This window comes from Halomonas colorata (assembly GCF_014897985.1).
Taxonomy (GTDB): domain Bacteria; phylum Pseudomonadota; class Gammaproteobacteria; order Pseudomonadales; family Halomonadaceae; genus Vreelandella; species Vreelandella colorata.
The window spans coordinates 153,047-177,947 of record NZ_JABUZA010000002.1 but is presented as its reverse complement, the minus strand read 5'-3'; the positions used below and the strand labels follow the sequence as shown (position 1 = coordinate 177,947).

23 protein-coding genes are annotated in these 24,901 nt (G+C 55.3%); 14 read left to right on the top strand and 9 right to left on the bottom strand.

The window, feature by feature from the left end:
* Positions 1 to 51: 51 nt before the first annotated feature.
* The 9 genes from INT33_RS02010 to INT33_RS01970 all read left to right on the top strand — a co-directional run bounded on the left by INT33_RS02010 (position 52) and on the right by INT33_RS01970 (position 7,816).
* Positions 52 to 696 carry a tetratricopeptide repeat protein gene (locus INT33_RS02010; RefSeq protein ID WP_192537063.1) on the top strand — a complete coding sequence of 215 codons (645 nt, stop codon included), beginning with the start codon at positions 52 to 54 and terminating at the stop codon, positions 694 to 696.
* 74 nt (positions 697 to 770) lie between these two features.
* Positions 771 to 1,445, top strand: coding sequence for an NUDIX domain-containing protein (locus INT33_RS02005; RefSeq protein ID WP_192537064.1), 675 nt, complete (start codon positions 771 to 773; stop codon positions 1,443 to 1,445).
* A 2-nt stretch (positions 1,446 to 1,447) separates the two neighbouring features.
* Entirely contained in the window at positions 1,448 to 1,894 is a 447-nt protein-coding gene (locus INT33_RS02000) for a DUF1249 domain-containing protein (protein WP_192537065.1), read from the top strand.
* On the top strand, positions 1,894 to 2,631 hold the full coding sequence (locus INT33_RS01995) for a metallophosphoesterase (protein ID WP_192537066.1): 738 nt from the start codon (positions 1,894 to 1,896) through the stop codon (positions 2,629 to 2,631). The genes INT33_RS02000 and INT33_RS01995 overlap by 1 nt, the downstream gene beginning before the upstream one ends.
* 175 nt (positions 2,632 to 2,806) lie before the next feature.
* Positions 2,807 to 3,769 carry a sulfate adenylyltransferase subunit CysD gene (gene cysD / locus INT33_RS01990; RefSeq protein WP_192537067.1) on the top strand — a complete coding sequence of 321 codons (963 nt, stop codon included), beginning with the start codon at positions 2,807 to 2,809 and terminating at the stop codon, positions 3,767 to 3,769.
* On the top strand, positions 3,769 to 5,196 hold the full coding sequence (cysN, locus tag INT33_RS01985; protein WP_192537068.1) for a sulfate adenylyltransferase subunit CysN: 1,428 nt from the start codon (positions 3,769 to 3,771) through the stop codon (positions 5,194 to 5,196). The genes cysD and cysN overlap by 1 nt, the downstream gene beginning before the upstream one ends.
* Before the next feature lie 167 nt (positions 5,197 to 5,363).
* Complete coding sequence (locus tag INT33_RS01980; protein ID WP_192537069.1) at positions 5,364 to 5,927, top strand: type 1 glutamine amidotransferase domain-containing protein; 564 nt, start codon at positions 5,364 to 5,366, stop codon at positions 5,925 to 5,927.
* A gap of 62 nt (positions 5,928 to 5,989) precedes the next feature.
* Positions 5,990 to 7,060 (top strand): App1 family protein, encoded by a 1,071-nt coding sequence (locus tag INT33_RS01975; RefSeq protein WP_225736054.1) that lies wholly within the window; start codon positions 5,990 to 5,992, stop codon positions 7,058 to 7,060.
* Positions 7,061 to 7,141: 81 nt separating this feature from the next.
* Positions 7,142 to 7,816, top strand: a complete 675-nt coding sequence (locus INT33_RS01970; RefSeq protein WP_192537071.1) for a zinc metallopeptidase — start codon at positions 7,142 to 7,144, stop codon at positions 7,814 to 7,816.
* Positions 7,817 to 7,843: 27 nt separating this feature from the next.
* Here the strand turns inward: INT33_RS01970 and cmoB are convergent, their stop codons facing one another.
* Entirely contained in the window at positions 7,844 to 8,836 is a 993-nt protein-coding gene (gene cmoB, locus INT33_RS01965; protein WP_192537072.1) for a tRNA 5-methoxyuridine(34)/uridine 5-oxyacetic acid(34) synthase CmoB, read from the bottom strand.
* Positions 8,837 to 9,580: a carboxy-S-adenosyl-L-methionine synthase CmoA gene (gene cmoA, locus INT33_RS01960; RefSeq protein ID WP_192537073.1), complete on the bottom strand. Its 744-nt coding sequence runs from the start codon at positions 9,578 to 9,580 to the stop codon at positions 8,837 to 8,839.
* A gap of 100 nt (positions 9,581 to 9,680) precedes the next feature.
* On the opposite strand from cmoA, the gene pgi reads away from it, so the two are divergent.
* The 4 genes from pgi (at position 9,681) to serB (ending at position 16,896) form a co-directional block, all read left to right on the top strand.
* Positions 9,681 to 11,378 (top strand): glucose-6-phosphate isomerase, encoded by a 1,698-nt coding sequence (gene pgi / locus INT33_RS01955; protein ID WP_192537074.1) that lies wholly within the window; start codon positions 9,681 to 9,683, stop codon positions 11,376 to 11,378.
* A gap of 154 nt (positions 11,379 to 11,532) precedes the next feature.
* The gene (gene parE, locus INT33_RS01950) at positions 11,533 to 13,428 is read left to right on the top strand and encodes a DNA topoisomerase IV subunit B (protein ID WP_193090958.1); all 1,896 of its coding nucleotides are present in this window, start codon (positions 11,533 to 11,535) and stop codon (positions 13,426 to 13,428) included.
* A 6-nt stretch (positions 13,429 to 13,434) separates the two neighbouring features.
* Positions 13,435 to 15,687, top strand: a complete 2,253-nt coding sequence (gene parC / locus INT33_RS01945; protein WP_192537076.1) for a DNA topoisomerase IV subunit A — start codon at positions 13,435 to 13,437, stop codon at positions 15,685 to 15,687.
* A 3-nt stretch (positions 15,688 to 15,690) separates the two neighbouring features.
* Positions 15,691 to 16,896 carry a phosphoserine phosphatase SerB gene (gene serB / locus INT33_RS01940; protein ID WP_192537077.1) on the top strand — a complete coding sequence of 402 codons (1,206 nt, stop codon included), beginning with the start codon at positions 15,691 to 15,693 and terminating at the stop codon, positions 16,894 to 16,896.
* Between the two features lie 73 nt (positions 16,897 to 16,969).
* On the opposite strand, the gene INT33_RS01935 is transcribed toward serB, so the two are convergent.
* From INT33_RS01935 to INT33_RS01905, 7 genes are all read right to left on the bottom strand, one after another.
* The gene (locus tag INT33_RS01935) at positions 16,970 to 17,803 is read right to left on the bottom strand and encodes a DUF6694 family lipoprotein (protein ID WP_318782734.1); all 834 of its coding nucleotides are present in this window, start codon (positions 17,801 to 17,803) and stop codon (positions 16,970 to 16,972) included.
* 174 nt (positions 17,804 to 17,977) lie between these two features.
* Entirely contained in the window at positions 17,978 to 18,364 is a 387-nt protein-coding gene (locus tag INT33_RS01930) for a Na+/H+ antiporter subunit G (protein ID WP_192537078.1), read from the bottom strand.
* A gap of 40 nt (positions 18,365 to 18,404) precedes the next feature.
* On the bottom strand, positions 18,405 to 18,674 hold the full coding sequence (locus INT33_RS01925) for a K+/H+ antiporter subunit F (protein ID WP_018915660.1): 270 nt from the start codon (positions 18,672 to 18,674) through the stop codon (positions 18,405 to 18,407).
* A complete protein-coding gene (locus INT33_RS01920; RefSeq protein ID WP_018915661.1) occupies positions 18,668 to 19,165 on the bottom strand; it encodes a Na+/H+ antiporter subunit E in 498 nt (165 codons plus the stop codon). Before INT33_RS01920 ends, INT33_RS01925 begins: the two co-directional genes overlap by 7 nt.
* Positions 19,162 to 20,673 carry a monovalent cation/H+ antiporter subunit D gene (locus INT33_RS01915; protein ID WP_192537079.1) on the bottom strand — a complete coding sequence of 504 codons (1,512 nt, stop codon included), beginning with the start codon at positions 20,671 to 20,673 and terminating at the stop codon, positions 19,162 to 19,164. The genes INT33_RS01920 and INT33_RS01915 overlap by 4 nt, the downstream gene beginning before the upstream one ends.
* The gene (locus tag INT33_RS01910; protein WP_018915663.1) at positions 20,670 to 21,002 is read right to left on the bottom strand and encodes a Na+/H+ antiporter subunit C; all 333 of its coding nucleotides are present in this window, start codon (positions 21,000 to 21,002) and stop codon (positions 20,670 to 20,672) included. The genes INT33_RS01915 and INT33_RS01910 overlap by 4 nt, the downstream gene beginning before the upstream one ends.
* Positions 21,002 to 23,836: a monovalent cation/H+ antiporter subunit A gene (locus INT33_RS01905; protein ID WP_192537080.1), complete on the bottom strand. Its 2,835-nt coding sequence runs from the start codon at positions 23,834 to 23,836 to the stop codon at positions 21,002 to 21,004. The genes INT33_RS01910 and INT33_RS01905 overlap by 1 nt, the downstream gene beginning before the upstream one ends.
* 171 nt (positions 23,837 to 24,007) lie before the next feature.
* Between INT33_RS01905 and INT33_RS01900 the strand changes: the two genes are divergently transcribed.
* Entirely contained in the window at positions 24,008 to 24,892 is an 885-nt protein-coding gene (locus tag INT33_RS01900; protein WP_192537081.1) for an ion transporter, read from the top strand.
* The last annotated feature ends 9 nt before the right edge of the window (positions 24,893 to 24,901 follow it).

Here is a 24,901-nt window from a genome sequence, read left to right as displayed (position 1 = left end):
GCGATTTAACCCTTAAACGCTACGCTGATAAAAATAATCCAGGAGACTGTCATGCGCGCCATACCCGTTTCACGTTTACTGATTGCCACCGCCCTCAGCGGTACGCTGGCGCTTGCCTCGGCAACGGCCTTTGGCTACGAGAGCGAGCTTTTCTCGCTGAAGAATCGCTGGGAACATACGATGAGCGATCTGCCTGCCAACCAGCGCGAAAGCACCCTTAAAACCTTGGCGGATGAAGCAGCTACCCTGGTAAATGCGAACCCTGATCAGGCTGATCTGCTGGTCTGGCAAGGAATTATTCTGGCCTCTTATGCGCGTGAACGTGGTGGGTTTGGCGCATTGGGTGTAGCTGGTGATGCACGCGATGTGCTTGAGCGGGCCATTTCCCTCGACCCCCAGGGTGGCAACGGTTCTGCGTACGTCACGCTGGGCGCGCTTTACGACAACGTGCCGGGGCGCCCGATCAGTTTTGGCAGCAGCGATAAAGCCCGGCAAATGTTCCAGCGCGCCGTCGAGGTTCGCCCTGACGGCATCGATGTCAACTACTACTACGCCGAGTTCTTGCTTGATGAAGGCGATACCAATGCGGCCCGCGAGCACGCCGAGCGCGCAGTGAACGGCACCCCGCGTGCGCAGCGCGAGCTTTCTGACGAAGCGCTGCGCCGCGATGCCCAGGCCATGTTGAACCGTCTATAATCCCTCCTGGCCAGATTGGCATTCCCGGTAGCAAGCACTGATAATAGAACGATTGTTATCACCGGGAGTGCCTCATGGCGTCCAGCGTTGAAAAAGTATCATTAAACACACCGCTTCTGAGCCTTGACGATGTTGAGCTGCTCAAGCGCGAGACGCTCTATGAGGGTTTTTTCCGCTTAGAAAAGATGGAGCTTCGCCATCGCCTTTTTGAAGGTGGCTGGAGCAAACCCATGCACCGCGAAGTGCATAGCCGACACGATGCGGTGGGAGTATTGCTTTATGACCCCGCACGCGATGCGCTGGTGCTGGTTGAGCAGTTTCGCGCGGGTGCAGTAAACGACCCCGTTTCCCCCTGGAAACTTGAATTCGTAGCGGGCCTGATTGATAAAGATGAGTCGCTTGAAGATGTTGCCAGACGTGAGTCGCTGGAAGAAGCAGGCTGCAAAGTAGGGCCGTTAACCCTGATACATACCTATTACCCAAGCCCTGGGGCCTGCAATGAGCGTGTAACGCTGTTTTGTGGGCTGGTTGATACGCAGGGCGTAAGCGGTATTCATGGTCTTGATGAAGAACATGAAGATATTCGCGTTCACGTGGTGTCTTTTCCCACCGCTTGGGAACTCTTGGCGCAGGGGAGACTCGACAACGCCATGTGTTTGATAGGACTGCACTGGCTCAATGGCCAACGCGCCTCCTTGCGCGCGTTGTCCCAGCGAGCCCTCACCTCAAGCGAAAACCACGAGGAGTGAGCATGGCAAGAACAGCCTATGTCACCGATTTAAAGTCGCTCCAAGGGGAGTGCAGCGCCAACTATCTGCGTTTATTGCGCCTAGTTGGTGATATGGAGAGCGGGCAACGCCGCGAGATCGCTCTAAGTAGTGATGAACAGCACTTTGGCGATTTGCAGCTTAAAGTACTGGAGCATGCACCTTACACCACTATGGTAGAGGTCACTCAGAGTGGCCCGCTGGATGCGGTTATGGAAGGTCCGCGCATGCGCGTTCACCTATATCATGATGTGCGTATGGCGGAAGTCACGGATTTTCAGCGCCAGCGCCACTTCAGTGGCCGCTATCGCTATCCTAATGCGCACATGCATCAGCCTGACGAAAAACTACAGCTCAATCGCTTTTTGGGCGAATGGTTAGCCCACGGGCTGGCCCATGGTCACACCTACGATTTACCGGAGATGCGCTAATGCGCCTGGTGCAGATAACCGATGCCCACTTGTATGCTGATATCAATGCACGCTCGCGCGCCGGTGTGCCGTGGCTGCATTTTCAACGCGTTCTCGCGGCAGCGGTTGCCGAACGCCCGGATATCATCGTATTGACGGGGGATGTCAGCCAGGACGAAACCGCCGCGTCTTATACGCTTGCCAGCGACGCACTGGCGAGTTTGCCCTGCCCGTGGTTTTGGCTGCCGGGCAATCACGACCAGATCGATCTGATGCGCGCGGAGCATCCGCTACTAGAAGCGGTTGATATGCAGCAATGGCGCCTGCTGCTGCTTAATACACAGGTGGCAGGCCAACCCCATGGAGAGTTGGGCAGCGAGCGGCTGAAGGCGTTGTCTGCACTACTTAAAGAGGACGACCGTCCCGTGCTGATCGCCATGCATCATCCGCCGGTAGACGTTGGCGCTAGCTGGATGGATGCTATCGGTTTGCAGGACCGGGAGGCGTTTTGGCAGGTGCTGAGCGCTTACCCGCAGGTCAAGATCGTACTGTTCGGCCACGCGCATCAGGCGTATGCCCAGCACATCGGGTTAGCGGATGGCGGACGTGTAGACGTCTATGGTTGCCCGGCGATGTCGGATCAGTTTATGCCGGGTGCCGAAACGTTCACCATCGATGAAGCCTCAAGGCCTGGTTATCGAGTAGTGGATCTTAACGGTGAAGAGTGGCAAACCTGGGTTGAACGCGTTGATGTCTAGACGATATCACGCTTTCTATGTTGCTTATTTCATAAAAGAATAAAAAGATAGTTATTAATTCTTTTGGGTTATTATTAACTCGGCGTTACTCTACTCACAATCGAGCGTATAACGTTTTAATTCAGCGTGTACTGCAAGCTTATAAGAATCGGCTTGTTTTGTGAGGTAGTAGACCATGACTCAGTTCTCCACACTCTCTTCGACGCCGCGGCGTGAGGTGCCTGGCGCACTTGATGCCGCGCGTCAAACGCACCTAAAACAGCTAGAAGCCGAGTCCATTCACATCATTCGTGAAGTGGCGGCTGAATTCAGTAACCCGGTCATGCTGTATTCGATCGGTAAAGACTCCTCGGTGATGCTGCATCTGGCGCGTAAGGCATTTTATCCCGGTACGCCGCCGTTTCCCCTGATGCACGTGGATACCACCTGGAAGTTTCGCGAAATGATCGAGTTTCGTAACCGCATGGCCTCCGAAGCGGGCATGGAGCTGATCGTGCACACCAACGAAGAGGGGCGGGCAGCCAATATCAACCCGTTCGACCATGGCAGCGCGAAATATACCGATATTATGAAAACCCAGGCGCTTAAGCAGGCGCTGGACAAGTACGGTTTTGATGCCGCTTTCGGCGGTGCCCGGCGCGATGAGGAAGCCTCGCGCGCCAAGGAGCGCGTCTACTCCTTCCGCGACAAGTACCACCGCTGGGACCCCAAAAATCAGCGCCCGGAGCTTTGGAACGTCTACAACGCCAAGGTCAACAAGGGGGAATCAATTCGCGTGTTCCCGCTTTCCAACTGGACCGAGCTTGATATCTGGCAGTACATCTATCTGGAATCGATCCCGATTGTACCACTGTACTTCTCCGCCAAGCGCCCGATAGTCGAGCGTGACGGCATGCAGGTGATGGTGGATGACGACCGCCTGCCGCTGGCGCCAGGTGAAGTGCCCGAAGAAAAATCGGTGCGCTTTAGAACGCTGGGCTGCTATCCGCTGACCGGTGCGGTGGAATCAGAAGCCGCAACGCTACCGGAAATCATTCAGGAAATGCTCCTGACCCGGACCAGCGAGCGCAGTGGCCGCGCCATCGATCGCGATCAGGTAGGTTCCATGGAGAAGAAAAAGCGCGAGGGGTACTTCTGATGTCTCACCAGTCCAATTTGATCGCCGACAATATCGAGCAGTACCTGCACGAGCATGAAAACAAGGACCTTCTGCGGTTCATTACCTGCGGCAGCGTGGACGACGGCAAATCGACGCTGATCGGCCGGTTGCTGCACGACTCCAAGATGATCTTCGAAGATCAGCTCGCCGCGATTACCCTGGCCTCCAAGACCAGCGGTACCACTGGTGATACGGTGGATCTGGCGCTGTTGGTCGATGGTTTGCAGTCCGAGCGCGAGCAGGGCATTACCATTGATGTGGCCTACCGGTTCTTCTCCACAGATAAGCGCAAATTTATCATTGCCGATACGCCAGGGCATGAGCAGTACACACGCAATATGGCCACCGGCGCCTCTACGGCAAGCCTGGCGATTATCCTGATTGACGCGCGTTACGGTGTGCAGACCCAAACGCGCCGGCACAGCTTTATTGCTGACCTGCTGGGTATTCAGCACTTGGTAATTGCCGTCAATAAGATGGATTTAGTCGGCTTTTCCGAGCAGCGCTTTGCAGAAATCAAAGCGGAATACCACGCGTTTGCCACCAATTTGCAGGCGCGTGACATTCAGTTTGTACCCATGTCGGCGCTAAACGGCGATAACGTGGTTAACCGCAGTGAACATACCCCGTGGTATAGCGGTGAAACGCTGATTGAATTACTCGAAAATACCCAAATCAGCCAGGATGATAATCTGACGGATCTGCGTTTGCCCGTGCAGTACGTCAACCGGCCGAACCTGGATTTTCGTGGCTACTGCGGCACGCTGGCTGCTGGCGTTCTGCGCCCAGGTCAGGCGGTAAAAGCCCTGCCTTCAGGCAAGGTGTCAAAAGTGGCGCGGATAGTTACTTTTGATGGTGATTTGAGTGAAGCCTACCCGGGGCAGGCCATCACCGTGACGCTTGAAGACGAAATCGATATTTCCCGTGGTGACTGGCTGGTGAGCGCAGAGGCCGACGTACCGCTTTCCAATGCGTTTACCGCCGACGTGGTCTGGATGCACGAAGAAGCGCTGAAGCCGGGTAAGCTCTACGACTTTAAACTCGCGACCCGCGATCTTTCCGGGCAGGTCAGTGCGATCGAGTATCAGGTCGATGTCAACACGCTTGAAAAACACGCCACTGACGTATTAGAGCTTAATGCGATTGCGCGCTGCGAAATTGAGCTTACCGCTACGGTGCCGATCGATAATTATCGCAACAGCCCTAAAACGGGTAGCTTTATCATCGTCGATCGACTAACCAACGTCACGGTAGGCGCGGGGATGATACGTGCGGTAGCCGCGCATAGCGCTACCGATGCATCCACTACCGATTGGACTGCCTTTGAGCGTGACCTGAACGCGCTGGTGCGCAAGCATTTCCCGCATTGGGAAGCTAAAGACATTAACGCCTTATTCAAGCGCTAAATTACGTTTGATCAATACCTTAGCCCGCTTCGTTAGAAGCGGGCTTTTTCGTATCTGTTAAATTAAGAAAGGCTAAACAATAGGGCCATTCGCTTGACGCTCACTCAGGATGCGCCACACTAATAGGGCGTTTTTAACGCACACCTCATCACGAAAAGGAGAGCATGATGAACCAAGCACTGAATGGTAAACGTGTCGCAATTGTTGCTGCCGATGGTTTTGAAGAGGCTGAATTAAGCTCACCGCGCGATGCGCTCAAAAATGCCGGTGTCGAAGTACATATTGTGACGCCTGACGGTAAAGGTATTCGTGCCTGGGCTGAAACAGATTGGGGCGATACCTACGAGGCTGATAAAGCGCTTGCCGATGTTAACGAATCCGATTACCACGCTTTGGTACTGCCGGGTGGCTTGTTTAACCCAGACGAGCTGCGAGTTAATGAAGACGCGTTAAGCTTCGTAAAAGCATTTTTCCAGGCCGGTAAGCCCGTAGCTGCTATTTGCCACGCCCCGTGGATTTTAATCAATGCCGGTGTGGTTGATGGACGTCGGCTGACGTCGGTGCCTAGCATCGCGCAGGATTTACGTAATGCTGGCGCTGAGTGGGTCGATGAAAAAGTCGTGGTGGATAGTGGTTTTGTCACCAGCCGAACGCCTAAAGACCTAGACGCCTTCAATGCCAAACTCTTGGAAGAGCTTCAAGAAGGTCGTCATTCTGGTCAGCACGCTTAATGTCGTGGTTTAGCCCGTGGGCAAGCTTTGTAAAAAGGCTTGTCCATACTGCTGCAAAACCCATGAAGCGAGACCGTGGCCGCGGGGGGATGGTTGTTCATCCTTACCGCGGCTACGGCTCGTCTGAAGAAGTGTTCGTAATGGGGCGGGTATTTCGCCAAGCCGCCCTTGGCCGCGCTATTCCGCGACGCGGCATGTTGCGTGATACGGCCGACGTTACCCGACGAATTTTTCGCCGCGGCCTCGCTAATGCACAGGTGGACATTAGCATCGGTCAAAACCAGCTAACGTTGATGACTGATCGGGACGGATATTTCGATGCACACCTTCCGATTACCCATTCGCTGCCTATCGATGTTTCCTGGCATCGAGCGGATATCATGGTGCATGCAGAAAACCAGTCGCCTGTACGTACTAACGTTGAGGTATACGTACCGCCACCGGAAACAGATCTGCTGATCATTAGCGATATTGATGACACCGTCATGTTTACCGGCGTTGCCGAAAAGCTGAAGATGCTTTATCGCCTCTTTGTACGCAAACCGCATCGGCGCACGGCATTTCCAGGTGTCGCCTCGCTATATCAGGCCCTGCACCGCGGCGAAAGTGAGAAGGCCGAACGACCCATTTTGTATGTATCCCGCGGGCCCTGGGCTATTTACGAAATGCTCGAAACGTTCTTTCAGCTCAACCGGATTCCGGTTGGCCCGATTCTTTTTCTACGCGAGTGGGGGATTTCATTACGTCACCCCTGGCCGCGCCGTGCCGAGGATCACAAGCGCATGTTAATTGATCGAATGTTGACGCTGTTCGATGAGCTACCGTGCATTTTGATTGGCGATAGCGGGCAACACGACCCAGAAGTATATGCCGAGATCGTCAAGGCTTACCCTGGGCGTATCAAAGCTATCTATATCCGTCGCGTGGATAAAGACCCTGAACGCGAACAGGCTATTCAACGGCTTCGTGATGAACTGGTAGATTCCCAGTGCGACTTGGTACTCGCCCCCGACAGCGTATTGATTGCTGAGCACGCCCACGCCAATGGCGATATTTCGGCGCGTGGCCTACAGGCAGTCGAGCGCGATGTAAAAGAGCATCTCGAAGAAGAGCGCCGTGAAGCGCAAGGGTAAGCCTTGCCTTAACGTCGTTGTTGTCTGACCATGATAAAACGAAGCTTTCCACTATCTTCCCATTTCGGATGCTAAGTCATCATGGTCGTTCTACTCATCGTGCTGTTACTCGCGGTTTTTATACTGCCCAACGTATGGGCAAAGTGGGTGCTTAAGCGTCACCAGCGCGGCCGCGACGATTACCCGGGTACCGGGGCCGAGCTTGCCGAGCATTTGCTGCGGCGCCTGGGTGTCGATGAAGTAAGCGTTGAACGGACCGAGTTTGGCGATCATTACGATCCTGAAACGCGCTGTGTGCGCCTTTCGCCCGATCATTACGATGGGCGGTCACTCACGGCGGTAACCGTTGCCGCCCATGAAGTGGGTCATGCCATACAGCATCATCAAGGCTATGCGCCGCTGCTGGCGCGCAGCCGCTTGGTGGGCGTTGCCCAAAAGGCAGAAAAGATGGGGGCCATTCTAATGATGGCCGCGCCGTTTTTATTCTTGTTGACGCGCGTGCCGGGCGGTTTGGCGTTAGTGATTGGCATGGCGGTGATTAGCTTCGGTACCGCCGCGTTGGTTCACCTGGTGACGCTACCAGTTGAATTCGATGCCAGCTTCAACCGCGCACTGCCTCTTTTAAAAGATTATGTGCCGCCCTACGACATGGCGGGTGCGCGTCACGTGTTAACCGCCTGTGCGTTTACCTATGTCGCGGCTTCACTTGCCAGCATGTTGAACCTGGGCCGCTGGCTGGTGATCTTGCGCCGTTAAGCACTAATTTCAAACGCTATTTACAGCTTATCCTGGCTTGTTAGCCATGATCACCGCCCGCCGTGGCGCAGGGTAGCCCTCGATGGTGCGAGTGCGGTCATCGGGGTCGAGAAAGTCGACCAGCGACTGATAGGTCATCCACTCGGTGGAGCGCTGCTCGTCCAATGTGGTGACTGCTTCATCGACCACGCGGATATTGGTAAAGCCGCAGCGGCTGAGCCAGTGGCAGAGCGCCTTGGAGGAGGGTAGAAAGTAGACGTTGGGCATCGCGGCGTAGCGCTCGCCGGGCACAAACACCGTTTGCTTGTCGCCTTCCACCACCAGCGTTTCCAGCACCAGTTCGCCACCCGGCGCCAGGGCTGCTTTCAGCTGTTGAAGGTGCTCGAAAGGGGAGGCGCGGTGGTACAGCACGCCCATGGAGAACACGGTATCGAAAAAGCCGAGGTTTTCCGGTATGTCCTCGATACCCACGGGAAGGAACTGAGTGCGCCCGCCATCGGCATCGCCTACGAAGTGGCGCACCGCCTGAAACTGCCAGTAAAAGCGCGGCGAAGGATCAATCACCAACACGAATGCAGCCCCAGCACCGGTCATTCGCCAGGCGTGGTAGCCGCTGCCGCCGCCTACATCCAGCACCTTGCGGTATTTCAGTGGCGCTAGATGAGGCGCGACGCGCTGCCACTTCCAGTCGGAGCGCCACTCGGTCTTGATATCAATGCCGCCCAGCTGAAAAGGGCCTTTGCGCCACGGAGCCAGCTTACGCAGCAGGTTAAAACACTGGCGCTGTTGGCTATCGCTGAGCGCAAGCTCCACCGTTACCGTATCGCTATCGAGCTGAACGTCGCGCTGTGCAGGTAGAGGTGGCAGTTTGGCCACGGCTTTTTCCCAGGCCGGCAGATCGCCATGGCGCTGGCGGTCAAGCCCCCGGGCCAGCTGCTCGGGTAATTTAGCCAGCCAAGTCGTTAAGCCCTGGTCTAAAAATGCCTGATAAAGCGCACGGTGATCATCAGGGAGTTCCACTTAGCTCTCCTTAAACGCAATGACAGAGGCAAAGTTCAGGTACTGGAACCACGTTACCGTACGTGGGAAGCCTGCCTGCTGTAAGCGCTGATGCAGCGCATCCAACGTATCAGGCACTAACACGTTTTCAAGCGCGGTACGCTTTTGGCTGATCTCCATGTCGCTGTAACCGTTGGCGCGCTTGAAGTCGTGGTAGCGCTCGACCCGCCATGCATTATCCCGCTCATCTACATCAACGGTTTTTTCAGATAACACCAGCACGCCGCCGGGCTCAAGGGCGTCAAACAGCTGCTTTAATAGCGCATCCCGGTCGGCGGGGGGCAAAAACTGCAGCGTAAAGTTAAGAATGATCATGCCTGATGGCGCATACTCGAGCGTGCGGATATCGGCTTCTTCCACGCTCATGGCATGTTCAGGGCACTCTTCACTGAACGTTTGCCGGGCGCGCTCCACCATGGCGGGCGAAAGATCGACACCCGTATAGCGAAACGCATCAGGTTTCAGCGCGCCTGCCAGAGCGAGGCCCGAGGCGCCGAGCGAGCAGCCCAGGTCATAGACGTGACCGCCATGGCGAAGGTGGCGCTGGGCAATCAGGCTGAGCATACCCAGGATCTGGCCGTAGCCCGGTACCGAGCGGCGGATCATGTCAGGGAAGCAGGCAACCACCTGCTCATCGAAAGAGAAGCGCGCCACTCGATCAAGGGGTGTCGAAAAGATAGCGTCACGGTAAGATGCATTACTCATTGGCAAGCCGGGGGTCATCAAAAGGGGGTAATAGTTTACGCGCCCTACTTTGACCAGAACAGACCCGAGCTGCATGGTTCGACGCCACAGGAGACGGCAAATGGCCTCAGCATCACGCGCTACCCCCGATAAACTGCCCGCTTGGCAGACACTAAAACAGCATGCCGAGGAACTCAAAAGCGTTCATTTAAAGACGTTGTTTGGCTCGGATCGCAGCCGCTGGTCACACTTTACCCGTCATGTGGCAGGCCTGACGCTAGATCTTTCCAAGCAGCGCTGGGATGACGATACGCTAGAGCACCTGTTAGCCCTGGCCCAGGATGCCGGCGTACCGGGGGCCATTGATGCTCTGCTGAGCGGTAAGCGGGTTAACGTCAGCGAGAACCGCCCGGCGCTGCATACCGCGCTGCGGTTGCCGGCCGATGCAACGCTGAACGTTGAAGGCGAAGACGTAGTGGCGGGGGTTCAGGAAAGTCTGGCGCAAATGGAGCGCTTGGTGTGTCGTTTGCACGCCGGGCAGTGGCGCGGGGCGACGGGCAAGCCCATTCGCCATGTGGTGAATTTAGGCGTCGGCGGCTCGGACCTAGGGCCGTTAATGGTGACGCACGCACTGGCTGACTACCGGCCTGAGAATATTCATCCCGTTGAGGTGCATTTTGCCTCGACAATGGACGGTTCGCAGCTGGCCGATTATTTAGGGCGTCTAAATCCCGAAACGACCATCTTTGTACTTTCTTCAAAGTCGTTTACCACTATTGATACGCTCTCCAACGCCAATACGGCCAGAGACTGGCTGTTGGGCCGTTTAACTCAGCATAGTGATTTTGTCAGCGCTCCACCGGTGAGCGCTGAGCTTATCGTACGTCAGCATTTTATCGGTGTGTCGGCCAGCCCCGAGAAAATGAGCGAGTGGGGGATTGCACCAGATCATCAGCTTAAATTCTGGGAGTGGGTAGGCGGGCGCTACTCGCTGTGGGGCACGATTGGTTTGCCGATTGCCCTGGTCGTGGGTATGGCGCATTTTCGCGAACTGCTGGCCGGTGCCCATGCCATGGACCGCCACTTCAGTGAAGCACCCATGGAAGACAATCTGCCCGTACTGCTGGCCCTGGCCGGTATCTGGAACGTCAACTTTTTGGATATCCGCGCTCACTCGATCCTGCCTTACGATGGCCGTCTGGAATATTTTGCCGCCTATCTTGAGCAGTTGGAAATGGAGTCCAACGGCAAGTCGGTCACCCGCCAGGGCCAGGCGGTCAGCTATTCGACCTGCCCGGTACTTTGGGGGCAGCTGGGCCCCAACGCCCAGCACGCGTTTTATCAATTGCTTCACCAGGGCACCCAGTCGGTTGTGTGTGACTTTATCGCCCCGCTCAAGCGTTATGATGAGGTCGAAGACCCGGACACCCGCCGCCACCTTAAAGCACAGCACCGGCTGGCGCTTGCCAACTGCTTCGCCCAATCCCGCGTTCTAATGCTGGGCGATGACGCCTTAGAAGATGATGGACCACGCCCTGAGCACAAACGCTACCGCGGCAACCAGCCATCGACTACAGTGCTGCTGGATAAGCTTACCCCTCACAGCCTGGGCGCTTTGATTGCGCTTTATGAGCACAAGGTGTTCGTGCAAGCGGTCATCTGGGATATCAATCCGTTTGACCAGTGGGGCGTGGAGCTTGGTAAGCAGATTGCCACCGATACCCAGGCGATTATCGACGGCGAAGGGGATGTCTCGCGTATGGATGCCTCCAGCCGCGGCTTGATCGAAGCGTTCTGGGCCGCCGAGCAGGATAAGTAGCTGCCGCGGTAGCTATAAATGCATGCAGCACTTTTCTTAATCAAGTAAAAGGCATGGCTGGATATACAGCTTTTTGCTATTCTAGCGATCTTTGTCAGCTGCCTGTACGAATCACAGGCAGCTGCCAGCTTTACCCTTCAGGAACCGACGTTACATGACCCAGTTTGATGCCTCTCAGTACGGCGCGAGTTCTATCGAAGTCCTGTCAGGGCTCGAGCCGGTACGTAAGCGTCCCGGTATGTACACCGATACCTCACGGCCCAATCACCTTGCTCAGGAGGTGATCGATAACAGCGTGGACGAAGCGCTGGCCGGCCACGCCTCTTTTATGCGTGTCATGTTGCACAGCGATGGGGGCATCGAGGTTCAGGATGACGGCCGAGGTATGCCGATTGACCTTCACCCCGAGCATGGCGTTTCAGGGGTGGAGCTGATTCTTACCAAGCTGCACTCAGGCGGTAAGTTCTCCTCTTCGAGCTATCGGTTTTCCGGTGGCCTTCACGGCGTGGGCGTCTCGGTCGTCAACGCGCTTTCACGGCGCCTGGAAGTAGAAGTAACTCGTGACGGCGCGCGTCATGCGATTGCCTTTGAGCATGGTGAAAAAGTCGAAAACCTGCATGAAATAGGCAAGGCTACCAAACGCGCCACGGGAACTCTGGTGCGGTTCTGGCCCGATGAAAGCTATTTCGACAGCCCCAAACTTGCGGTTTCAAGGCTCAAGCACCTGCTGCGTGCCAAGGCAGTACTCTGCCCAGGGCTTGCCGTTACGCTGGTTGAGCCAGATGGCACTAAAACCGAGTGGGCCTACGCTGACGGCCTGCGCGACTATCTGGCGGAAGCCACCGATGGCTATGAAGTATTGCCCAACGCTCCGTTTGTCGGTCACTTCAGTGATGACGAGCATGGCGTGGACTGGGCCATTCAATGGCTGCCTGAAGGTGGTGAATCGTTGCTGGAAAGCTACGTTAACCTGATTCCCACGCCGCAAGGCGGCACCCACGTTAATGGCTTTCGCTCTGGATTACTGGATGCACTGCGCGAGTTTTGTGAATATCGCAGTCTGCTTCCGCGCGGTATAAAGCTCACCGCAGATGATCTTTGGGAGCGCGCCTCTTTCGTGCTCTCGGTGAAAATGCTCGACCCCCAGTTTGCCGGGCAAACCAAAGAGCGCCTCTCCTCACGCACCATTGCAGGCTTTGTATCGGGCGTCGTAAAAGATGCGTTCTCACTGTGGCTAAACCACCATATTGATCAAGCCGAGCAACTGGCGGAACTGGTAATCAGCGCCGCCCAGCATCGCCAGAAAAAGGCTAAGAAAGTCGCCCGTAAAAAGGTTACGTCAGGCCCGGCGCTTCCGGGCAAGCTTGCTGACTGCTCGGGGCAGGACCCGTCGCTTAGCGAGCTGTTTCTGGTGGAGGGTGACTCGGCCGGGGGCAGCGCCAAGCAGGCCCGTAACCGTGAAACTCAGGCTATTCTTCCGCTGCGCGGTAAGATTTTGAATACCTGGGAAGTCGAGACCCACGACATTTATGGCTCTCAGGAAGTTCATGACATTGCGGTTGCCATTGGCGCGGACCCCAGTAGCGCGAATCTTGAAAAGCTGCGCTACCACAAGATTTGTATTCTTGCCGATGCGGACTCTGACGGGCTGCACATTGCCACGCTGCTGTGCGCGCTGTTTGTACGCCATTTCCCCGCGCTAGTGGATGCCGGCCGCGTGTTTGTCGCCATGCCACCCCTTTACCGCATCGATTTAGGTAAAGAGGTCCACTACGCCCTCGATGAGAGCGAAAAAAATGCCATTCTCAAACAGCTGTCCAAAAAACGTGGCACCCCAAACGTGCAGCGCTTCAAGGGCCTGGGTGAAATGAACCCGCTACAGCTGCGAGAAACCACCATGGCGGTCGAAACCCGACGCCTGGTACAGCTAACGCTGGAAGAGGGCGACGGCACCATGGAAATGATGGATATGCTGCTCGCCAAGAAGCGCGCCAGCGACCGCAAGAAATGGCTGGAAGATTACGGCAACCTCGCAGACATTGAGGTATAACTCCCGATGACCATGGATATTCAGGTAGCGGAAGGCGACGTCGAACGTCTCTCCTTGCGCGACTATACCGAAAAAGCGTACCTCGACTACTCGATGTACGTCATTTTAGACCGTGCGCTGCCCAATATTGGCGACGGCATGAAGCCTGTGCAGCGGCGGATCATTTACGCCATGCGTGAGTTGGCGCTTCACGCCAACGCCAAGTACAAAAAGTCAGCGCGTACCGTGGGCGACGTACTGGGTAAGTTTCACCCGCATGGCGACAGCGCCTGTTACGAAGCCATGGTGCTGATGGCGCAGTCGTTTAGCTATCGCTACCCCTTGGTCGATGGCCAGGGTAACTGGGGAAGCCCGGACGATCCCAAGTCGTTCGCGGCTATGCGCTATACCGAAGCCAAACTCTCCAAGTTTTCCGAAGTGCTGTTGGGCGAATTAGGCCAGGGTACTGTCGATTGGGTGCCCAATTTTGACGGCACCATGCAGGAGCCTCTCGTGCTGCCTGCCAAGCTACCCCATGTACTGCTCAATGGCGGTACCGGGATTGCGGTAGGGATGGCCACGGATATACCGCCGCATAACGTTGGTGAAGTGGTCGAAGCTACCTGCCATTTGCTGCGCAACCCTCAAGCGACCACGACCGACTTGATGGCGTTTGTGCCCGCGCCTGATTTTCCGACAGACGCAGAAATCATCACTCCCCCAGCCGACCTGCGTAAGCTTTATGAGTCAGGCCGCGGCTCGGTAAAACTGCGCGCTCGCTATGTTCGTGAAGACGCCAATATCGTGATCACCGCAGTGCCTTACCAGGTCAGCGGTGCCAAAGTGCTTGAACAGATCGCCGCGCAGATGCAGGCCAAGAAGCTGCCCATGGTTGCTGATCTTCGCGATGAGTCGACCCATGAAGAGCCCACGCGCCTGGTCATTGAGCCGCGCTCCAGCCGGGTGGACGTTGAGTCGCTTATGGCCCACCTGTTTGCCACCACGGATCTGGAAAAGAACGTGCGGGTGAATATGAACGTGATCGGCCTGGATGGCCGTCCGCGGGTCATGTCCCTGCCCGACATGCTGGGTGAGTGGCTACGCTTTCGCCGCACTACGGTGCGCCGTCGATTGGAGCACCGCTTAGGTAAGGTTGAAGATCGTCTGCATATTTTGGAAGGTTTGCTGACAGCCTATCTCAACCTTGACGAAGTGATCCGGATTATTCGCGAGGAAGATGACCCGAAAGCTTCACTCATCACCGCCTTTAGTCTCTCAGAGCGTCAGGCGGAAGCGATTCTCGAGCTACGCCTGCGTCATCTTGCCAAGCTTGAAGAGATGAAGATTCGCGGCGAGCAGGATGAGCTGGAAAAAGAACGGAAACAGCTCCAGGGGCTGCTGGGAAGCGAAGCAAAACTGACCACGCTGATCGAAAAAGAGATCCGCGCGGCGGGTAAAGAGCACGGCGACGAGCGCCGCTCACCGCTGGTTGAGCGCAGTGAAGCCAAGGCGCTTTCGGAAGTCGAGCTGCTGGGTGCCGACCCGATCACCGTGGTGCTGTCTGATAAAGGCTGGATCCGCGCCGCCAAAGGCCATGATATTGATCCAGAGGGGCTTTCCTATAAAGCCGGGGATAGTTTCCATCTGGCGGCCCGGGGTAAAACCAATCAGCCTCTAGTACTGCTGGATGATACGGGGCGCGCTTATACCTTGGCCGCCCACAACCTGCCCAGCGCGCGGGGCCAGGGTGAACCAGTGACTGGGCGGGCGAATGTATCGGCAGGGGCGCAAATGGCAGGGCTAATGCTTGCCCCGCCTGAGCGGCGCTTTGTATTGGCAAGCGACGGTGGTTACGGCTTTATGGCCCGCCTGGATGCACTCACTGGTAAAAATAAAGCCGGTAAAGCGGTGCTCAGCGTACCCAAAGGCTGCAGCGTAATGGCACCGATCGAAGTGCCTGATGGTGAAGAGCTTTGGGTAGCGTCGGTGTCTAACGAAGGCCGGTTACTGCTGTTTCCGCTTGAGCAGCTGCCTGAAATGACCAAGGGCAAAGGCAATAAGATGCTCGATATCCCCGGCCCCAGGGCTACACGCCGGGAAGAGTTCGTACGTGATATTACCATTCTCAGCGCAACCGATGCGTTGCTGATTCACGCCGGTAAGCGAAAACTCACGCTCAAGGCGGATGATTTGGCATATTATCGCGGCGAAAGAGGTCGGCGAGGCAGTAAGTTGCCGCGCGGCTTCCAAAAAGTTGACCGGCTAGAGGCGGGAGAGTAACTCATGACAAAACGTTGTTTGATTCGCGCAACGGGTGTGGCACGCCCCGGCCAGCTAGAGGGCCTGGGCAAAGCATTTGCCAGCACGGGGGCGCAGCTTTTGGATATCAACCAAAGCGTGACGTTTGGCATGCTTTCCCTGGAAGCGCTGGTGGGGCTTGAGCACGATAATGCCTTGGAGGCGACGCTAAGTGAAGCGGGCGACGCGCTAGGGCTGGATGTGCAGGCGATTAAGGTTAACCCCGATGATTATCAGCGCTGGAGCAATGAAGCAAGCCAGCCTCGGCTGATTTTGACGCTGCTGGCGCCGAATTTACCGGCAGGCATCCTGGCCGAAGTCGGCATTCTAACGGCCGAGTTTGGTTTAACGGTCGAGCTGATTCATCGGCTTTCAGGGCGTGAGTTGCTGGATGGTAGCGCGCCTGCTGGCGGTGCCTGCGTCGAGTGTTGGCTTCGTGGGGATGATGCCAATATCGAAGCGCTGCGTGAAAAGGCGTTGGCGCTAGGCGCCGAGCATGGCGTGGATATTGCCATTCAGGAAGACTCGATCTGGCGTCGTCATCGTCGCCTGGTGTGCTTCGATATGGATTCCACGCTGATCAAAGCCGAAGTGATCGATGAGCTGGCCCGGCATCACGGGGTGGGTGATGAGGTTGCCGAGGTGACCGAGCGCGCCATGCGTGGCGAGCTGGACTTCCAGGAAAGCTTTCGCGAACGCATGAGCAAGCTTAAAGGCCTCGATGAGTCGGTGTTGATCAAGATCGCCGAAGAGCTGCCGTTGATGGACGGCGTTGAGCGGTTAATGGCTAACTTAAAGCGCTTTGGCTACCGCACCGTGATTCTGTCCGGCGGCTTTACCTACTTTGCCTGTCATTTACAGGAGAAGCTTGGCTTTGATGAGATTCATGCCAATGAGCTGGTAATTGAAAACGGTAAGGTCACCGGTGAAGTGAAGGCACCTATCGTTGATGCCGAGCGTAAAGCAGAGCTTTTGGAGCAGATCGCACTGCGTGAAGGCTTTACGCTGGAGCAGACCATTGCCGTGGGCGATGGGGCCAACGATCTCAAAATGTTGGCTAAGGCGGGGTTGGGCATCGCGTTTCGGGCCAAACCACTGGTGCGCGCCCAGGCGCGTCAGGCTATCTCTACGCTGGGCATTGACGCTGTGTTGTATCTGATTGGCTATCGTCAAACGGATTTGATCGATTAAGCGTTTTGCTCGTAACCAATGAGTCGGTGCGTAACATACCGACTCATGGTTAATGGTCTGATGAATCTATCAGTTACATGATCGAGGAGAGCGCCACGCCTTGATACTCGTGACTCAGGTGTTCAAGCCTTGCCGCTTCGCTTTCGCTAAGTGCTGGCGAGTCCCATAGCGGGTTACCTTGTGCATCGTTAAGGCCTTCCACCGTTACTGTAAGCGTTACATTGCTGGGTATCTGCGTATTACCCCATGCGCTGAAGCGGTTAGGCGCCAGGCGCCATGTAGCCGTTTCACCTGCTTCAAGGCCGCCTGCGATCACGTAGTAGAACGTTTCATCAATCCAGGGAACGGATCGCTCAGTGCTGGTCACCACACCTCTTAAAAATACCTGCGAGACGGCCTGCTCAGTGTTATTGGTAACCTCAATATCCACTGCTGGCTCCGGCGTGCCGTAAGGGCTTTGGCTCATATAGTAGCGCGCGCTATCAATACTAAAGCGCTCCCGATGCTCGCGGTCTTTTTCAGCCTGCGTTTGCTTTTCAGTCAACCGGGCAAGCGTTGTAATAGCCTGTTCGCGCTCTCTGGCGCGCCTTTCACGTAAAATATCGTCGGCGCGGTCAATTACCTGATCGCCCGTTAAACCATGCATGCGCACGTTGGCAGACTCAGCGATTTCCGCTGCATTCATACGCTGGGGGCTAAGTAGCGCCACGCTGCTAAAGCTGGGCATTGCCATGATCGCGAGCGCTTTATCAAACTCATCGCGCTTATAAGCAGGCATTGCCTCACGTACATTCTCAATTGAGACAACCGCGGCCGGCATCGAGCTAGTATCTATTTTGGGGTCTGAGCAACCGGCGACCATAACCAACGAGAGCGTTATGGCAGACAGGCGTAGGAGGCTCCACATACACTCACCTCAAGATGGTCAAAATCGCAGTGGAGCTTACTGGAAAGTGCCGCCGCTCACTACTGTTCATAACTAATGTTTTTAATCTTCATCATGCTTCCCCTGGCTTGAAGCATGGCTTAAAAAAAAGCGCTGGCAGTTTGCCAGCGCTTTGTCGGTTAGATACGTGCTTTTTTAGCCGTGGCCTTTATCGGGATGGGGGACGGGCTTATCACCGACTTCCTCGTCGCGTAACTCAAAAGGCTTGCCGCCGGTGGTGTCCGTATGGCGAAGCTGCATATGCAAACCCGTTTTGGCCAGCAAATGTGCGCTAACCGGCGCGGTAATAAACAGAAACAGCGTAATCAACATTTCCTGAATATCCGGCTTGCCGTCAAGACTCCAGAAATACAGCATTGAGGCAATCAGCATACAGCCAATGCCCAGCGTGGTGGCCTTGGTAGGTCCGTGTAAGCGCATATAAAAATCGCGCAAGTGCGCCATACCCAACGAGCCGATAAATACAAACACACCGCCTGCAATCAGCAATAGCGAAGTAATGGCTTCTACGAGTAGCGACATTGAAATGCCTCCTTATAGCGGGCCGTCATTAATCGCGTCATCATTCGATAATGTCTCCGCGCAGAATGTATTTGCACACGGCCACGGTGCTGATAAAGCCAAGCATGGCAATCAGCAGTGCCGATTCGAAATAGGTTTTGCTGTTCAGCCAAAGCCCAAGCAGTACGATCAAAGCGATGGAGTTGACGTACATGGTATCCAGTGCCAGCACCCTATCCGGCATGTCCGGGCCCACGGTCAAGCGGAACAGGTTCATCAGCAACGCCAGCACTACCAGCGTTAAGGTGATATACAACGCAGCATCTAACATTCGTAAATCTCCTTAAGCGGCCGCTCGTAACGCTCGCGAATTTGTTCGATCAAAGCTTCTTCATCATCCACATTTAACGCATGAATCAACAGCGATTTGCCGTCCAGCCGCAAATTTGCCGATACCGTACCCGGCGTGAGGCTAATGGTGCTGGCCAGCAGGGTAATGGTAAAGCGTTCCTCGAGCATCAGGGGGTATTCGATGAAATGCGGTTTCAGCGTGCGCCACGGGTTGGCAATTAAATAGGCCACTTCGAAGTTAGCGGTGACAATATCACCTAACACGCGAAGCACGTAGCGCAGCAGTTTGAAGGGCTTCTTTATACGCGGCTTTGAATCCCAGAAGCGGTAGGTGAGCAGGGGAATCAGAATCGCCAGCGCACCGCCTAGTACGAACTGTCCAAATGCATAGCTGCGCGCTAGCAGCAGCCATACGATGAGTAGCAGAATCGATAGAACCGGTGTTGGTAACCAAGAACGCGGCGCAATCATGGTGCCTCCCCAGCGTTAGAAATTAACGTATCAATCAGGCGTTGTGGGTGGCTTAGCTGTTCGGCCGTGGCTTGAGTGTAGTCGCTTATCGGGCCTGCCAGAGCGACCAGAATAGGCGCCGCGCTGAGTAGCCAGACGACCCCAAACCATTGACGACGCGCCAAACGGCTGCCGCTGAAACTACCGCGGTGGCTTCTCCAGAACAGGGTAGAACCTGCCCGGGAAAGAGCGACGAGCGATGCCAAGCTTGCGAGTAACAGCAGTGGCCATAACCACAGGCGCTGGGTACCTTCTGCTGCGTTAAGCATCAATGCCTTACCCACGGCCCCTGATAGTGGCGGCATGCCAATAACCGCGATAGCCCCGATAAAGAACAGCAGCGCCAAGGCATTGCCTTGCACCATAGGGCGGCCTTTGACGATACGCGTACCCGCTTTACCCCGCTGCAGGCCGATCATTTCCGCCAGCAGGAAAAGCCCACCGGTGATTAGCGTGGTATGCATCAGGTAATAAAGCAGGGCCGAAATAGCTTGAGGCGAGCGCATGCCGACGCCAGCAAGCAGCGTACCCACAGAAATAAGCACCAGATAGGCAACCAGCAGACGCAAATCACGTGCGGCAATAACGCCTATGCCAGCCACCGCAAGGGTTGCCAATGCCAGCCACCAAATCCAGGACTGTTCTAGCGCGTCAAGCGTGCCTGCGCTTTCGCTAAAGATAAGCGAGTACACGCGCAGGATCGCGTAAATGCCGACTTTGGTCATGATGGCAAACAGAGCCGCTACCGGCGCGGGCGCCGCTGCGTAAGCACGTGGCAGCCAGAAATACAGCGGTACGATAGCGGCCTTTAAGCCAAACACCACTAGCAGCATGAGTGCACCCGCCGTCACCAAACCCTGGCGCTCGGCAGGCAGGTCCACTAAACGCTGCCCCATATCGGCCATGTTGAGCGTGCCGGTGGCGCCATAAAGAATGCCCACGGCAATTAGGAAAAGCGATGAACCCGCCAGGTTCAAAACCACATAGTGAACGCTTGCCTGAATGCGCGCCTTGCCTCCGCCATGCAGCAGCAGGGCATAAGAGGCGAGCAGTAGTACTTCGAAAAAAACAAACAGGTTGAACAGGTCACCGGTTAAAAAGGCGCCGTTAATACCCAACAGCTGCCACTGAAACAGACCATGGAAGTTACTGCCTTTTTCATCGTCCCCGGCGCAGGCAAACACCACCGCACCGACCGCCAATAGAGCGGTAATCAACAGCATTAGAGCCGAAAGACGATCAAGCACCAAGACGATACCAAACGGTGGCTGCCAGTCGCCCAGGGCGTAGTAAACAATCTCTCCCTGTGCTGCGGTTTTTACCAGACTGATCGCCGCCAGCAGTATCAAAACCGTCGCAACGACGCTGACAATGCGCTTATAACGAACCAAACCTTGGCGTTGATAGAGCAGCAAAATACCTGCCACCAACGGGACTACTACGGGTAAAACGATTAAATGTTGAATCATTCACGGTCTTCCTTTCTGCCGTCTACGTGGTCGTTACCCGCTTCACTGCGGGCACGCATGGCAAGAATTACGACAAACGCGGTCATGGCAAAACCGATGACGATGGCCGTGAGCACTAGCGCTTGAGGTAGCGGGTCGGCATAAGCGCCGTCCCCGTTGACGATGGTGGCACCATCAGTGGTAAGGCCGCCCATGGAGAAAAGAAACAGGTTCACCGCGTAAGACGTAAGCGTTAGCCCAACCACGACGGGAAACGTGCGCCCGCGCAGGGTTAAATACAGGCCACATGCGGTTAATACGCCGGTGGTGATCGCGTAAAGGGTTTCCATCAATTAGGCTCCTTGGCGGGTAACTGAGCGGCGGGAGTCTCCGGCTCTTTAGGGTCGGTGACCGGGCGGTGCGCAGTGGTTACCTTGCCCAGGTTGGCAAGGATCATCAGCGTGGCGCCTACCACAGCTAGGTAAACTCCAAGATCAAATAACAGCGCAGTGGCCAGCTCAAACTTGCCGATTCCCGGCAGGCTGAAGTAGCCAAACGCCGAGGTAAGGAAGGGATAACCAAACAGCCAACTTCCCAGGCCGGTTAACGTGGCGATCGCCACACCGACCACGGCGACAGGCTGGAAGGGGAAGTCCAGGCGCGCCTGGGCCCATGCAACACCGCGTGCCATATACAGCAGAATAAGCGCAACGGCGGTAATCAGGCCGGCAATAAAACCGCCGCCAGGCTGGTTGTGGCCGCGTAGGAAAATAAATGCTGATACCAATAACGCTAGGGGTAATAACGTCATTGAGATCGAGGTCAAAATGGCCGGGTAGCGATCGGGCGACCACACACGGCCTTCGCCATCACTATGGGGCATAAACAGGCGCAAGCGGTTAAGCAGCTTAAAGATAGCCAGGCCTGCCAATGCCAGTACGGTAATTTCACCGAGGGTATCGAAACCGCGGAAATCGACCAGGATTACGTTGACGACGTTATGTCCACCGCCACCGGGCACGCTGTTTTCCATAAAGAAATTGGAGATCGACAGGGTGTCGCGGGTCATGACTGCGTAGTTAAGGCTTGCCACGACCAGACCCAGCGAGCCTGCCAGCAGCATATCGCGCACGTTGCGCATAGGGCTCGACTCGCGCGGCGTTTTTTGCGGCAGGAAGAACAGCGCAAGCATTAGCAGGATCATGGTCACTACCTCAACGGAAAGCTGAGTAAGCGCCAAGTCAGGGGCTGAAAAGCGGGCAAAGGTAAGGGCGACAAAAAGGCCTACCACTGACAGCATTAACAGCGAAATTAGCCGGTAGCGGTGGGTGGCCGCCGTCGCAATACCGCCAAAAATCAGCATGCCGGCCCCAAGCACGACAATGCCATCCGTCGGCTGATTGCCTTTAGCGCCCGTGAGTATGTCGATTTGCACGAGCCCCAGTACGCCCATGCAAAGCGCCGCCAACAATAGCCAGCTCATAAACCGCTGTAGCGAATTGCCATCCAGAGCCGCAATAATCTGCTCGGCACGATAGCCGATTGCAACTAACGAGCGCTCAAACACTCGCCGAGCATCGACGCTTGCGAAGGGCTGAAGGAAGCGGCGTAAGTCAGCATGACGCCAATACAGGAGGGCACCTACCGCAAAGGCGATCATGCTCATCACGAGCGGTAGGTTAACGCCGTGCCAAATAGCCAGATGGAAATCCAGCGGCTCGCCAAGCACCGCTTGAGTAGCCAAGCCCAGCAGGTTGGTTGCAAAAAACGCCGGTAAAACGCCGACCGCAACACAAAGCACTACCAGTATTTCAACGGGCAGACGCATTAAATGCGGCGGCTCGTGGGGCGTTTTGGGTGAGGCTTCCTTGGGTGCTTTATAGAAAACCGCATGCACTAGCCGGATTGAGTAAGCGACCGAAAGAATGCCGCCGACGGTCGCAAGCGCGGGGATAAGCCAGCTAAGCCCGCCGAGCACAGGCGTGGCAAGCGTTTCGGTGAAGAACATTTCTTTGGATAAAAAGCCGTTGAACAGCGGTACGCCTGCCATGGCGGCTGAAGCAAAAATCGTCAGCAGCGCGGTGACCGGCATGGTTTTACGTAGGCCGCCCAGCTGCTTCAATTCGCGAGTACCTGCCTCGTGGTCAATAATGCCCGCACTCATAAACAGAGCCGCTTTAAAGGTCGCGTGGTTAATAATGTGGAAGAGTGCCGCGAGCACCGCCATAGGGCTGCCAATACCTAAGAGTACGGTGATCAGGCCCAAATGGCTGATAGTCGAAAACGCCAAAATGGCTTTGAGGTCGGTTTTAAACAACGCAAACCAGGCACCGTATAGCAGCGTAATAGAGCCCACCAAGGGCACGATAACGCTCCAAAGTTCGCTGCCAGCAATGGCGGGATGCAGGCGCGCCATTAGAAAAATGCCGGCTTTAACCATCGTTGCCGAATGCAGATAAGCCGATACCGGCGTAGGCGCGGCCATGGCATGGGGAAGCCAGAACTGAAATGGGAACTGGGCCGATTTGGTAAATGCCCCGAGCAGGACCAGAGCCAGCATGATGGGATAACGAGAGTCGGCCAGAATACGTTCGCTGCTGGCGAGAACGTCATCCATACGGTAACTGCCGGCCATATCACCTAGCAGCAATAAGCCTGCAAGTAGCGCTAAACCGCCTGCACCGGTCACGGTCAATGCCATGCGTGCACCTTTACGTGCATCGCTGCGATACGACCAAAAGCCAATCAACAAGAAAGAGGAAATACTGGTAAGTTCCCAGAACAGCCACAGCAGTATGAGGTTGTCAGACATCGAAATGCCGACCATGGACGCCATAAACAGCATCATAAAGGCATAAAAACGTCCATGTGGCTCATCTTTGGCAAGATAGAAATGGGCATACAACAAGATCAATAAGCCAATACCTAAAATCAGCATATTGAAAAGTAACGAAAGCCCATCAAGGCGAAAGGCCAGCTCAAGCCCGAGTTCAGGCATCCACGTGAAGCTAACGCGTAACGCCTCACCATCGAGCATTGCAGGTAACTGCATCAACGTTAGCAGTAAGGCAATTGCCGGCATTATGCCTGTTGCGAGTGAGCACAATGTGCGTCCGCGGTGGGCAGTGAGTGCCGGCACCAATACGCCCAGCAAAGGCAGTAAGGCTATCCACAGCAGTATCATGGGGTCATCCAGCGCTATTAATTCTAAAAAATGCCACCAAGTCGCTTCAGGGCGTACCGGTGGCGCAGGCTACGTTATAGGTTATATGGAACAAGAGGATATCACTTGTATGGTCGGTATGTGATTTTAGTATAAAGTGTGGCTGAAAACCGTTTAGAGACTCCTTGCTCCATGAGTGAACCGTTCAATACCTGGCAGTCGCGCTTTGAACAGCTGCGCAGCAACAAAATTTTTGAAAGCATTGTTATCTCCATTATCGTTCTCTCCGCGCTGATGATTGGTGCTAAAACCTATGAAGAAACAACGCGCATAGAGCAGTGGCTGCTCTATCTTGATATAGCGGTAACCGTATTCTTCCTGGTCGAGATTTTGATCAGAATGGCCGCTGAACGCACCTTGCTGAGCTTTTTCAAGAAAGGCTGGAACATCTTCGATTTCATCATTGTGACGGCCAGCCTGATCCCTATGGATGACTCGGAAATGGTGCTGCTGGCGCGGCTCTTACGGATTTTCCGGGTACTGCGCCTGGTGTCCATGATTCCTGAGCTGCAAATGCTGTTAGGCGCATTGCTGAAATCCATCCCACGGATGGGCTATGTCGTTCTACTGATGTTTATCATTTTTTACATCTACGCGGCGATTGGCAGCTTTCTTTTCCATAACGTCGATGAAGGGCTTTGGGGCAACATTGCGCTGGCGATGCTGACACTTTTCCAGGTGGCTACCTTTGAAAGCTGGGCAACCGCCGTGCTGTATCCCACGATGGAGGTTTACCCTTACGCCTGGATCTATTTCCTTACGTTTATCTTTTTGAATGCTTTCATCTTCCTGAACATGATGATTGGTATCGTGCTTGATGTAATGCAAAAAGAGAGCGCGCAAATGGCGCTGGATAACGGTGAGGGTGAAGAGGCCGAGTTAAAGGCATTACGCAATGACGTACGTGGGCTGCAAGCGCAGCTTGATCGTATGGAATCGGCGCTGAATCAGAGTAATACGCCCTCATCACAACAGGCGGCGGTCAGCCAGCCTGTTGATACGTCCAAAACCGTTTGAAATAAGCGT

Bases quoted from the DNA above. Each gene is read 5' to 3' on its own strand.
- INT33_RS01915 (WP_192537079.1), bottom strand. From the start codon at position 20,673: ATGATTCAACATTTAATCGTTTTACCCGTAGTAGTCCCGTTGGTGGCA.
- INT33_RS01995 (WP_192537066.1), top strand. From the start codon at position 1,894: ATGCGCCTGGTGCAGATAACCGATGCCCACTTGTATGCTGATATCAAT.
- cysD (WP_192537067.1), top strand. From the start codon at position 2,807: ATGACTCAGTTCTCCACACTCTCTTCGACGCCGCGGCGTGAGGTGCCT.
- cmoA (WP_192537073.1), bottom strand. From the start codon at position 9,580: ATGAGTAATGCATCTTACCGTGACGCTATCTTTTCGACACCCCTTGAT.
- parE (WP_193090958.1), top strand. From the start codon at position 11,533: ATGACCCAGTTTGATGCCTCTCAGTACGGCGCGAGTTCTATCGAAGTC.
- parC (WP_192537076.1), top strand. From the start codon at position 13,435: ATGACCATGGATATTCAGGTAGCGGAAGGCGACGTCGAACGTCTCTCC.
- INT33_RS01970 (WP_192537071.1), top strand. From the start codon at position 7,142: ATGGTCGTTCTACTCATCGTGCTGTTACTCGCGGTTTTTATACTGCCC.
- INT33_RS02010 (WP_192537063.1), top strand. From the start codon at position 52: ATGCGCGCCATACCCGTTTCACGTTTACTGATTGCCACCGCCCTCAGC.
- INT33_RS02005 (WP_192537064.1), top strand. From the start codon at position 771: ATGGCGTCCAGCGTTGAAAAAGTATCATTAAACACACCGCTTCTGAGC.
- cysN (WP_192537068.1), top strand. From the start codon at position 3,769: ATGTCTCACCAGTCCAATTTGATCGCCGACAATATCGAGCAGTACCTG.
- INT33_RS01920 (WP_018915661.1), bottom strand. From the start codon at position 19,165: ATGATTGCGCCGCGTTCTTGGTTACCAACACCGGTTCTATCGATTCTG.
- INT33_RS01930 (WP_192537078.1), bottom strand. From the start codon at position 18,364: ATGTCGCTACTCGTAGAAGCCATTACTTCGCTATTGCTGATTGCAGGC.
- INT33_RS01900 (WP_192537081.1), top strand. From the start codon at position 24,008: ATGAGTGAACCGTTCAATACCTGGCAGTCGCGCTTTGAACAGCTGCGC.
- INT33_RS02000 (WP_192537065.1), top strand. From the start codon at position 1,448: ATGGCAAGAACAGCCTATGTCACCGATTTAAAGTCGCTCCAAGGGGAG.
- INT33_RS01980 (WP_192537069.1), top strand. From the start codon at position 5,364: ATGAACCAAGCACTGAATGGTAAACGTGTCGCAATTGTTGCTGCCGAT.
- INT33_RS01935 (WP_318782734.1), bottom strand. From the start codon at position 17,803: ATGTGGAGCCTCCTACGCCTGTCTGCCATAACGCTCTCGTTGGTTATG.
- INT33_RS01925 (WP_018915660.1), bottom strand. From the start codon at position 18,674: ATGTTAGATGCTGCGTTGTATATCACCTTAACGCTGGTAGTGCTGGCG.
- serB (WP_192537077.1), top strand. From the start codon at position 15,691: ATGACAAAACGTTGTTTGATTCGCGCAACGGGTGTGGCACGCCCCGGC.
- INT33_RS01975 (WP_225736054.1), top strand. From the start codon at position 5,990: ATGAAGCGAGACCGTGGCCGCGGGGGGATGGTTGTTCATCCTTACCGC.
- INT33_RS01910 (WP_018915663.1), bottom strand. From the start codon at position 21,002: ATGGAAACCCTTTACGCGATCACCACCGGCGTATTAACCGCATGTGGC.
- pgi (WP_192537074.1), top strand. From the start codon at position 9,681: ATGGCCTCAGCATCACGCGCTACCCCCGATAAACTGCCCGCTTGGCAG.
- INT33_RS01905 (WP_192537080.1), bottom strand. From the start codon at position 23,836: ATGATACTGCTGTGGATAGCCTTACTGCCTTTGCTGGGCGTATTGGTG.